The 11,749-nt window shown below is 35.1% G+C and carries 8 protein-coding genes; 6 read left to right on the top strand and 2 right to left on the bottom strand.

Translation table 11 applies throughout. From position 1 onward, the window contains the following. The first annotated feature begins 2 nt into the window (after nt 1–2). The 4 genes from NFS43_RS12160 (at nt 3) to NFS43_RS12145 (ending at nt 7,303) form a co-directional block, all read left to right on the top strand. Nucleotides 3–407, top strand: coding sequence for a GtrA family protein (locus NFS43_RS12160; RefSeq protein ID WP_251551943.1), 405 nt, complete (start codon nt 3–5; stop codon nt 405–407). Nucleotides 408–636: 229 nt separating this feature from the next. Continuing rightward, entirely contained in the window at nt 637–3,441 is a 2,805-nt protein-coding gene (locus tag NFS43_RS12155) for an Ig-like domain-containing protein (RefSeq protein WP_251551942.1), read from the top strand. Between the two features lie 217 nt (nt 3,442–3,658). Next, nucleotides 3,659–6,208: a YfhO family protein gene (locus NFS43_RS12150; RefSeq protein WP_251551941.1), complete on the top strand. Its 2,550-nt coding sequence runs from the start codon at nt 3,659–3,661 to the stop codon at nt 6,206–6,208. A gap of 117 nt (nt 6,209–6,325) precedes the next feature. Beyond that, on the top strand, nt 6,326–7,303 hold the full coding sequence (locus NFS43_RS12145) for a glycosyltransferase family 2 protein (protein WP_338150607.1): 978 nt from the start codon (nt 6,326–6,328) through the stop codon (nt 7,301–7,303). A gap of 64 nt (nt 7,304–7,367) precedes the next feature. Here NFS43_RS12145 and NFS43_RS12140 read toward each other — a convergent pair whose 3' ends face one another. Then, nucleotides 7,368–8,723, bottom strand: coding sequence for a DUF6056 family protein (locus NFS43_RS12140; protein WP_251551939.1), 1,356 nt, complete (start codon nt 8,721–8,723; stop codon nt 7,368–7,370). A gap of 174 nt (nt 8,724–8,897) precedes the next feature. Beyond that, complete coding sequence (locus NFS43_RS12135; RefSeq protein WP_251551938.1) at nt 8,898–9,893, bottom strand: LCP family glycopolymer transferase; 996 nt, start codon at nt 9,891–9,893, stop codon at nt 8,898–8,900. A gap of 364 nt (nt 9,894–10,257) precedes the next feature. On the opposite strand from NFS43_RS12135, the gene NFS43_RS12130 reads away from it, so the two are divergent. Both NFS43_RS12130 and NFS43_RS12125 read left to right on the top strand, forming a co-directional pair. Further along, complete coding sequence (locus NFS43_RS12130) at nt 10,258–11,043, top strand: glycosyltransferase family 2 protein (RefSeq protein ID WP_251551937.1); 786 nt, start codon at nt 10,258–10,260, stop codon at nt 11,041–11,043. A gap of 80 nt (nt 11,044–11,123) precedes the next feature. Next, on the top strand, nt 11,124–11,735 hold the full coding sequence (locus tag NFS43_RS12125) for a YveK family protein (RefSeq protein WP_251551936.1): 612 nt from the start codon (nt 11,124–11,126) through the stop codon (nt 11,733–11,735). Nucleotides 11,736–11,749: the final 14 nt, after the last annotated feature.

The following is an 11,749-nucleotide window of genomic DNA, read 5'->3' as shown; positions in this document are numbered from 1 at the left end:
AGATGAAAAATATAAAAGAAATGATTAGTTATATTATTTTTGGTGTCCTTACTACCCTTGTTAATATAGTTTGTTATGCTGTACTGGCCAAATTTTTTAATATCGACTATAAAATTGCTACTTCCATTGCATGGTTAATTTCAGTTATCTTTGCTTTTGTGACCAATAAGATTTTTGTATTTAACAGCAAAGATATGGGGTTTAAAGTTCTTGTAAAGGAGTTATTGTCCTTCCTCTTTTTTAGACTATTATCATACGGCATCGATTTGGGAATGATGATTGTACTTGTAGAATGGATTGCGATGGATGATATGTTAGCCAAAATTTTGGCAAATATTGTTGTCGTGATTATAAACTTCTTTGCAAGTAAATTTTTAATATTTAAATCAGTTCAGCAAAGTAAATAGCCAAGAATATGCGCCCCGTCATGAAGACGGGGCTATTTTTGTGCCATAGTTGACATTTTTAATGGAATAATAGGAAATTTGTTTCCATAAAAAAATGTCGTTTAAAATTGTCGAATATATAATTGTTTGATATTATTAATCTGTTAAATATAAAAGTAGAGAGGTGAAAACTATCAAAACTAGGACAATTAAATATTTATTATTTGCAGCACTTTTTACTATATTAATAGTGTTTAATAATAGTAAAGTGTTTGCGGATGATACAGTTCTGTCTCCTAGAGGGTATATTGATTCTCCTTTGAACGGATTAACTATTAAAGGGGAAATTACTGTTAACGGATGGGTTTTAGATGCCTCTGGGGTGTCAAAGGTTGAAGTATTAGTCGATGGAAACAGCATGGGCGAAGCTCAATATGGAAGTCCGCGTACTGATGTTTATAATGCTTTTCCAGAATATCAAAATCCAAACTCTGGATATACATTCACCTTGAATACAAAGAACCTATCTAATGGACAACATACCCTGGCCATTAAAGAATCCGGGAATAATGGGTCTGCTAATATTCTCCAGTCAGTAACAGTGAATGTACAGAATCTCCAGGCAAAAGGATATATTGATGCACCACTTTATGGTTCTGTTGTTAAAGGGGACATAGACGTAAGCGGCTGGTTTTTAGATGCCAGCGGGGTCTCCAAAATTGAAGTGCTGGTGGATGGAATATTCAGGGGAGAAGCGCAGACTGGACTGGCACGGACCGATGTGGGAAATGCTTATCCAGAATATCAAAATGCCAACTCTGGATACAAGTTTACCTTGAACACGAAAAACCTATCCAATGGCCAGCATACTATAACTGTTAAAGAAACTGGAAATAATGGAGCAGCCACTACCCAAAGCGTAAAGGTCAATGTTCAAAATTCTCCGGTTAGGGTATATATGGACTCTCCATCAAATGGTTCTACTGTAAAAGGGGACATAGAAGTAAGCGGCTGGTTATTAGATTCAAGTGGGGTATCCAAAATTGAAGTGTTGGTCGATGGAAAAAGCATGGGGGAAGCGCAGTACGGAACTTCCCGCAGCGATGTATACAGTGCCTTTCCTGAATACCAAACTCCAAACCCAGGATATAAATTTACCCTTAATACCAGAAATCTAACCAACGGTCAGCATGCTGTAACAATTAGAGAGACCGGGAATAACGGGGCAGTCAATACTTTCGAAAGCTCAACGGTGAATGTTCAAAATTCACCAATAAGGGGATATATGGACTCTCCCGCAAACGGTTCTTCCATAAAAGAGGACGTAGAAGTGAGCGGCTGGTTTTTAGATGCCAGCGGCGTATCCAAAATTGAGGTGCTGGTCGATGGAAAAAGTATGGGGGAAGCGCAGTACGGAATTCCCCGCAACGATGTATACAGTGCCTTTCCTGAATACCAAACTCCAAACCCAGGATATAAGTTTACCCTTAAAACGAAGAATTTAAGCAACGGCCAGCACACCGTCCAAGTGAAAGAAACTGGAAAAAATGGGGCTGTAAATACTCTTGACAGAGTAACAGTGAATGTTCAAAATCTGCCGGCAAAAGGATACATTGATTCTCCAGCTAATGGTGCTTCCATTAAAGGAGACGTAGAAGTGAGCGGCTGGTTTTTGGATGCAAGCGGTGTTTCAAAGATTGAGGTATTAATCGATGGAGTCGTTCAAAGTCAAGCTCAATACGGTTTTTCCCGTACAGATGTGGGAAATGCCTTTCCAGAGTATCAAAACTCTAACTCTGGATATAAGGGAGTTCTGAACACGAAGAATTTAACCAATGGACAGCACACCTTAACGGTTAGAGAAACAGGAAGTAACGGGGCAGAAAATCAACAAAGTGTAGCAGTGAATGTTCAAAACCCTTCACCTGTTGGTTCTATTGACTCTCCATTAAGCGGGACTACGGTAAAAGGAGATATCAGTGTAAACGGCTGGTATTTAGATATGAGCGGCGTATCCAAAATTGAAGTGTATGTTGATGGCCAATTAAAAGGGGAAGCTCAGTATGGCAGTGCCCGTCCTGATGTTCAGCAAGCCTTTCCGGAATTTCAAAATGGAAACTCAGGTTACCAATTTTCCCTTAATACCTTACAGTTTTCTGAAGGACAGCATACCTTAACCGTAAAAGAAACGGGAAGAAATGGATCGACCTCTTCACTTAGCAGTATTATCTATGTGTTTAATGGCAATCCTTACACTCAAATTGATTTAAGAAAACCGGCAAATATCACAGCAGCAGATATCGTTAATTTCTTTAATCAAAAACGGCCTGATAGTCCTTTGAAGGCATATGCACAAAGTTTCATAGATGCCCAGAATAAATATGGCGTAAATGCACAATATCTTGTCGCACATGCGATTTGGGAAACTGGCTGGGGATTTTCTAATTTAAGTATTTACAAGCATAATCTTTATGGATATGGCGCATATAACAGCTGCCCATTTACTTGTGCCTATTATTTCCCAAATGGCGGTGACAGCATTATTTACGAGGCATTTATTGTAAGGCAGAATTACTTAAATGAAACTGGAAGCTATTATAATGGACCAACATTGCAAGGCATGAATGTAAGGTATGCTACAGATCAAAGTTGGGCCAATGGAATTGCCAATTTGATGCAGTCAATAAAACCGTTTGATGCAACTAGTTATTTCCAATCAACAGTTATGCCAAGTTCGCCTGAAGCACCTCCCACCTTTGGAAGGAATATACCAGAAGGCCAGCCGTATCCAGCCAGTATCATGATTAATATGGATAAAGATGCCACAGTTACTACGGATGGTTTATCGTTTAGGATACTCCCATACGTTTCAACTTCAACGTTAATTAGAAAATTAGGAGCCGGGACTCCTGTAAAGGTTTTGGGCTATAACTCAGATGTTAGTTACTACCCAGGTGATTCTTCAAAATATCCATACGATAGCCTTTGGTACAGAGTTATAGTTGATGGTCAAGAAGGATGGCTGTATGGTGGAGGCATATTGTTTAATAACTAGAAAATCATTATAATAATGTTTTAAAAGGATAACTCATCGTTGAGTTATCCTTTTGTGTGCATTGAGTTATCGGTTTCTCTTCCAGAGGGATAGTAATGGGATAGTACGAAAAAAATGCGTTATAAATACGCTAAATCTGGTGATATTGTAATCGTACATATATAATTGACTTTCGAGAGAAATTAACCTTAGATCTAGTTAAGGAGATAGTACATATATGAATAAGATTTTTACTTTTTTGGCATTTATTATACCTATTGGGATTATATTAACAGCATTTTTTTTATTGAGAATAGTGCCATTCGGTTCCAATACAATTTGGTATATTGACCTTCCCTACCAAATTATTTTGTTTTATGATCATCTGTACGATGTATTGCATGGGCAAGGAAGTTTGCTTTTTACTTGGAACTATGGAATGGGTACGAATTTCTGGCCAACATTTTGCTATTATTTATCCAGTCCTTTATCTTTATTAATTATTTTTTTTCCACGAGAACTGATTCCTCAGGCGGTTATTGTTATTTATTTAATTAAATTGGGTCTAGCCTCCCTTGCTATGAGTTTTATGCTGAAAAAATTATTTGGCTTGACTGAAATAAAAAATGTGATTTTTTCTATCAGTTATTCGCTAATGTCGTTTTCTATAACCTACTATTTTTTGCCGATGTGGCTGGATAGTATTTATTTGCTGCCAATTTTAATTTACTCAGTCCATCTCATCATAAATAAAGACAGGTATAAATTATTCTTGGTTACGTTAACGCTTCTTTTTATTTCAAACTTTTACATTTCTTATATGACTGGGATATTTGTGTTTTTATATTTCTTAACGCAGATATATCTAAGTAATTTCACAAAGAAAGAAGTTACTAAGAAGTTTGCCTTGTTTTTTAAAAGTGTTATTTTAGCAGTTTGCTTTTCTATGTTTGTTTTATTGCCTACCTATCTTCAGATAAAAAATAATACTTATAGCGGTACGGCGTATCAGTATAAGGGGTTTGCCATAAATCCGCTTGATATTTATCAACGATTTTTCATTGGAACGACGGAAGTTCAGAATTTAAGCATTTATACGGGGCTTTTCGCCTTACTATTAGTACCTTTATACTTCCTTAACAAAAAATATTCTTTAAAAGAAAGAATGACCCATTTATTGTTATTAAGTTTCATGTTATTTAGTATACCAAGTAATTTTTTGAACTATGTCTGGCATCTTTTTGAGGTTCCGAATGGAGCATTTTACCGGTTCGCATTTTTAATTTCCTTTTATTTAATTATTTTGTCAGTAAAAGCTTATATTGCGCTGGATAGGCAAATGCTGCCTTTCCTTTGGAAAATATATGGTTTTAATATAGTTGTCATCTGTCTTTTAAATAAACTCTCAGATCAAAACTTCTTCACATTAACCGAGTTATATCTAAATGTATTAATCTTGACGGCCCTATTCTGTTTCTTGATGATTAAGGCAGCAAAGGTTCAATTTAAATACAAGAGAGTACTCAACTTGATATTGCTTTGTATCGTCGCGTTTGATTTGTTCTGTAATTCATTTTTTATATTTCGTAACTATACTGCCGCTTCTAGTCCTGCAGATTGGGACGAGGTTTACAATCCAGCTTATCAAAATGCCATTAATCACATATTGGAATCGGATAAAGGCCTATATAGGGTTAAGCCAGAAAATGAGCTGCTTTCAACCGAAAATGAATCATTAAGATATGGATATAATGGAATGTCCATCTATACCTCAACAGGCAATGGAAAATTAAATGAATTTTTAGGTTCGCTAGGATATGCTGCCAGTTCAAGAGCAGCTAATATGAAAAATGGAATTTTTGTTTCAGATATGCTTTTCGGTTTTCATTATACAGTGAGTCTTCATTCAAAGGATGAAAGAATTTATCAGAAAATATTTGAAGATGGAAAAGTCAAAGCATATAAAAATAACTATAGCTTGCCAATAGGATTTCTCATTAACAGGGAACAATTTTCTTCATTGGAAAATCAAAATAATTGGATGGAAAAACAAAATACAATGCTTGGGAGTTATAATGGCAACTCTTCTTATTATAAAGAACTTCATTCAGTTGATTATAACCTAACCAATATAAGTTACAGTGCAGATACAAAATCTTTTCAAAAAATGGACCCTAAAAATCCAGCTTTTATAGAATTTAAAATTAAAGTTGATGACTTGAAGGAATTGTATTTACAGTTGAAAGATGAGGAATATCAAAATTATGATCAGTTATATTCGCTGTCAATCGATGGAAACGAAATACAGGGAGCTAAGTTAGGCTTTTTGAATAGTTTGGATTTGGGTACTTTTGAAAACGAAACAGTAAATGCCAAATTTCAACTTGACCAGAATGCTCAGTCTGTATCGTTACCTAAATTTTATACACTTGATTATACTTTAGTTGGTAAACGAACAAATGAAATAAACCAAAGTGCCTTCCATATTCAAAAATTTAGAAATAATTTCATAGCAGGGAATATAGATGTGGAGGATAATAAAGTATTATTTTTATCAATACCATACGATAAGGGCTGGAAAATTACCGTGGACGGTAAGCAAGTTGAGAGTTTAAAACTTGGTGAATTTATAGGTGTTCCGCTTAAGGGGGGCAGCCACAAAGTGGAGCTGCATTATTCCCCTAATGTGTTATATGGGTCACTCGTATTTTCAACTGTCATATTAGTTTGTTTCTTAGTCTATATATTTTTCTTTGAAAGAAAGAAAAGACCTCCAGTTACAGACTAAACGAAAATATGAATATGGATTTAATTATGTTAAAATAAATCTGTTTTTAATAAAAAGGTATTAAGTGGTGAACAATTAACTAATCATCAGCTTATGTTGATAAAGAAGGTGTATAAATTGAAGCTAATTTCTATTGTTGTTCCTTGTTATAATGAAGAAGAATCGATTGAATTATTTTATTCTACTGTTCAACCAGTGATTGAAGGAATTGGATATGCTGATTATGAGTTTATATATGTAAATGATGGCAGCAAGGATTCTACAGAGCAGAAAATGAGAGAACTAAGCAATGCGAAGAAGAATGTAAGATATATCAGCTTTAGCAGAAATTTTGGAAAAGAAGCAGCCATGCTGGCTGGTATTGAGGCGGCTCGTGGGGATGCAGTCGTATTAATGGATGTCGATCTTCAAGATCCTCCTGAATTATTGCCTCAGATGATTGAAGACTGGGCAAATGGCGGATACGATGTCGTGTATACAAGGAGATCAACGCGAAGCGGTGAGCCTCCTCTAAGAAGTTGGTTTGCAAAACAGTTTTATAAATTAATCAATAAAATGAGTGATGTTCACATCGTAGATGGGGCGAGGGATTATCGTTTAATGGACCGCAAGGCTGTTGACAGCTTCCTGCGTTTGAGGGAAAGAAATCGCTTTGCTAAAGGTTTATTTATGTGGGTTGGTTATAAGTCAAAATGTATTGAATTCGAGAATGTCGAAAGAGCCGCTGGCAATACTAGCTGGAGCTTTTGGAAGCTGGTTCATTACGCCATTGATGGCATTGTTTCCTTTACGATCTCTCCATTGCGCTGGGCAACCTATTTTGGACTGTTTACGGCAAGCTCTGCTTTTCTATATATGTTTTATGTCATTTTTTCAAAGCTAGTTTATGGAAACCCAGTAAGCGGGTATGCATCAATTGTCTCCATTATGTTATTTTTCGGAGGACTTCAGCTTATATTTCTCGGGATTATTGGGGAATACATTGGCAGAATTTTTATTGAAGTCAAGGCAAGGCCTAACTATATTGTAAAAGAGGAATCTTCTCAACCGGTCACAAATATGGAAAAAGTAAGAAAAGGAATTATTCAAAGATAATTATTGATTGTGTCATTCAATAAAAAAAGCTGACTTCAAGAATATTGGAGCCAGCTTTTTCTTTTTATAGAAATGGATTAAATCCATCCCTCATCCATTTAAGTAACATATATCCTAAGTTCATAATTGGGAAACATGCCAATATTGATAAATAAAATGGATTGCGTATCCAATTTTTTTCTAAAAGCTCCCCTGCTATTACCAACCCTAGAATGACCGAACCTGCTGTTAACACCCGGTTTCCAGATCCATAAATCGTTGGGGAAAAGAACATGACAGCCAGAGTGGCAATAAAAGCAAGCAGACAGATAGAAACAAATATTTTATATTTTGTTGATTTAATCATTAAATAGCCTAGCATCAAGCTGTAAATTATCCAAAATATATAAGGAAACAAAGCTAGTATAAATGGTTTATTCATTTTATAAAACGATAATAAATTGGCACTAAAGTCGAAATCTTTAATATTAGTGAACGAAATTAGCCATTCTTGTCCAAGTCCAGTAAGGTTTATTATGATAATTCCTGTAAAACTAATGGTGAATATTTTAAAAATAAAATGGTTTTTTAATTGTTCGGATTGAAAACAAGTAATGATTGTAATGAAAGACCCCAAAAATACAAGAAATCTCATATCATAAAATATTTTCCCAAATGCCCAGATGGTGCCCAAATATAAATGCTCTTTTAAGGTTAAATTTTCAAACCCTGGGTACCAGTAGGCAGCTTCCTGGATCCATCTTTCTTCGTTTCCTGGGGCTAGCAGCATTATACTAGTCCCTAAAATCATTACGATCGTCATAGCCAGTAATTTCCTATCTAGTGATTGCTTTTTCGCAAGCAAGACAATATGACTTAAAATTGCAAAACATGATATGCATAGTGATACTTGTTCATTTCCGACAGATGCTAAAGAGGCAAGAAGAAGATATAAAGTAAACAAAAAATTGTTATTTAGAGAAAGATTTCTGAAAATTTTATCCGCAAATGGAACCATAACGAGTAATCCGAGAGTAATTGGCCATAAATAATTCATCGAACCTGTTATCCAAAAAACACCTGAACTTAATACGTTTTGTGCAAAGAAACCCAGTATCGAAAGAACGGCCAAAATTTCCAGTAACGTAATCTTTCTTTTCCAAATTCTTGCCATTGCAGCTGCTAAGAAAATTAACAGGAGTGGATTGAATAGTCTCCACAACCATACTTTGTGGTCGAGCAGCAGATACGCCATCGCATCAGGAAAAATTCGCGATGACCAATCCATATATCTGGAGTATAGCCATTCAATGATCGTCTTCTGGTTTGAAATTTTCGAGAAATATTCATCATCCCCCGGAAACTTTTCAACAATAAAGTGATAAGCATATAGAAAAAAATATAATATAAGATATTTCCATATTTTTTCTTTCGATTTCACACTAATAACCTCCTTGTTGGAGCTATGACCTTAAATAATTTAGAAAAGTTAATAGCTTATTATACTAGAAAATGATTGCTGAAAAAAGAAGCTGAAAATAAAACTCTATGCTTGCCGCAAAAGAGCCCGACTTATTATGCCGTACAAGACAAATAAATCGGGCTCTGTTTAGGATTATGAATTTATGCTTATTTCCGCAACCATTTCCGGATCTAAGCCTAGATGCTCACGTAATTGGTCTGAAAGATTTTGCCGTGTTTCATCTTCAACAATGAAGTACCAACCACCATTAATCATTTTGCCTTCACCTGGAATTTCAAGTTTATCAATGGTTCCGGCAGCATTTTTATAGGATGACTGGATATCAATTATATCTGAAAGTGTTAAATTAGTTTTGATATTTTCTTCAAGTGCGGCAAGAATGTCATCGTACTTCGTTAAAGTTGAAATGGATTTGCCTTTATCAATAATTTTTGAAATGACTTCCCGCTGTCTTTCTGCACGGCCAAAGTCACCTCTTGGATCAGCTTTCCTCATACGTGCATACTGAAGTGCTTCTGTACCATCTAAGTGCTGCGGACCTTTTTTCAGTCTCACGCCATCTAATTCGAACGCATATTGGTTATCTACGTCTATCCCGCCAACAGCGTCTACGATATCTTTAAATCCTTCCATGTTCACCTGGATATAATAATCTATTGGTACATTAAGAAAATTTTCTACTGTATCGATACTCTCTTCAATGCCGCCATATGCATAGCCTGCATTTATTTTATCAATTCGATTTTTATTTGGGTTATTTTTGTTAATTAACTTTGTACGAGTATCACGAGGGATACTTAATATTTTGGTAGATTGCTTTTCTGGATTTACCGTAACGACAAGCATGGAATCTGTTCTGCCCTTATCCCCTTCACGTTCATCCACACCTACGAGAAGGATGGATATGGGATCCTTTTCTTCCACTTCAACTTTGGTTTCCCGTTTTTGGGAAACTTCTCTGGAAATCGGTTTGTTCATTTTATCAACAGCACTGACAACGTTGTTATAAAAGTTATAGAAATAAATCCCTCCGCCGACTAGCAGAATAAAGAATAAAAAGAAGCTTAACTTAATCCATTTCTTAAATCTCTTTTTCTGCTTTTTTCTACCTTCTCTAGTAGAATTCATTTATATTATTCAATCCCCTCTGTACAGGTTTAGTTAATGTAATTTAATGCAATCTTACTAAAAATTATAATATCCTGTCGATATTAGTTCAACTGGAAATAAAAAAAAATCGACAGATAAAGTACAAATAATGACAAGATGATGCTATAATTTACATCTGATGGGCTGAGTGCTAGGCTAATTTAGAATAATTTGCCGATTTTTCTTTAATTCTGTTGGAAATAGAGAATTTTATTCACACAATTAGAAGAAAATAAAGCAAGGAAATTGCCTTGCCTGTCGACATCACGTAAATTAAGACGAAACATATTAGATTTTGTTACATAATTTAATTTGTATTTTAAATGAAAGAGTGTGAAAGGCATTGTCAAATGCAAAAGTTGCAATTAGCATTGTTACCTATAACAGTAAGCACATTTTTAAGGTTCTCGATAATTTAAGAACAGAATTCAGTAGTGACTCCCGTTTTCGGATTATAGTATTCGATAATAATTCAAATAAAGACTATCAAGATCAGTTAAAAGCGTACCAAGACTTTGTGGATATCACTTTTTATCATGAAAATAACGGTTTTGGCTTTGGTCACAATTATAATTTATTGAATTCAGACGAACCATATTTTTTAGTCTTTAATCCGGATGTAATATTGGTTAAGGAAGACCTGCTTAAAATGATTGAGGTCATTGATAGGGACGAATCAATTGCATTATTGGTTCCAAAGGTGCTTAACTCTGACGGAACTACGCAGCACTTAATGCGTGACCGGGTGTCTGTATTTGATTATGCTTTGAGATTTATTCCGTTTAAGTTCGTCAAAAAAATATTCCAAAAGAGATTGGCTTCTTATGAGCTTAGAGATATTCCAGATGACCGGCTGGTTGACATTCGAATCGGGTCAGGTTGTTTTATGCTTTTGCGCGGAAAGGATTTCAAGAGTGTTGGTGGTTTTGATGACCGTTATTTTATGTATTTTGAAGACTATGATCTTTGTTTAAAGCTAAAAAATAACAATAAACGTATTGTTTATAGTCCTTTTTCAAATGTTGTTCATTATTATGAACGCGGCGCCCATAAAAATCCTGCGCTATTTAAAATATTTATGCATTCGATGTTTAAATATTTTAATAAATGGGGGTGGCGTTTTTTTTGATCTAACGCGTGTGCCGTATAAAATAAATCATACCCATACTTGCATTATTATGAAAACTAAATTGTTTCCAGGAGGTTATCATGGGAGAGTCAACGTATATCGGAGATTTATTTAAAATCTTAAAGAGGTTCATTTGGCTGATTTTGTTACTTGGCCTTATAGGCGGAGTTGCTGGGAAATTTTTAACAGGTCCAGCTCCAGCTGCAACGTATCAAACATCGGCTTTAGTATTAATCAAGCAACAGCCTAACCAAACCAATACTCTTATTAATCAAGCTGATGACACAGCACGTTTTATGAATACAGCGCAAACTTTGGTAAATACACCAGTAATCCTTAATGCAGTAAAAAAAGAATTAGGTTTAAAAGATAACACAAAAGTCATTGCGAATAAGGTCAAATCTGGGATTGAAAATGGCTCCCAAATTTTAAGAATAACTGTTGAAGACAGCACACCATCCGCTGCAACTAATCTGGTAAATAATGTAGCTGAAGTTTTTCAACAGGAAATTGGCAATTATCTAGATGTAACAAAAGTGCAAATCGTTGAAAAGGCTCAAAAAGGACAAGAAGCACAAATATTACAAACGAGATCTAATGCTAATATTATTATGGGAGCTATAATCGGCCTTATAATTGGCGCAGTGTTTTCTTTCGTACTGTCCTATACCTCTAAATCCAAAAAATCGTAGTTTTTACCCACTAT

Origin of the sequence: Neobacillus muris, assembly GCF_943193175.1 — a bacterium.
GTDB lineage: Bacteria > Bacillota > Bacilli > Bacillales > Cytobacillaceae > Neobacillus > Neobacillus muris.
The sequence above is the reverse complement of the archived record's forward strand: the minus strand, read 5'-3'. Positions and strand labels throughout refer to the sequence as shown.

What these genes read in the sequence shown, in the direction of transcription:
- NFS43_RS12150 (WP_251551941.1), top strand. Translation starts at nt 3,659, where the DNA reads ATGAATAAGATTTTTACTTTTTTGGCATTTATTATACCTATTGGGATT.
- NFS43_RS12160 (WP_251551943.1), top strand. Translation starts at nt 3, where the DNA reads ATGAAAAATATAAAAGAAATGATTAGTTATATTATTTTTGGTGTCCTT.
- NFS43_RS12135 (WP_251551938.1), bottom strand. Translation starts at nt 9,893, where the DNA reads ATGAATTCTACTAGAGAAGGTAGAAAAAAGCAGAAAAAGAGATTTAAG.
- NFS43_RS12125 (WP_251551936.1), top strand. Translation starts at nt 11,124, where the DNA reads ATGGGAGAGTCAACGTATATCGGAGATTTATTTAAAATCTTAAAGAGG.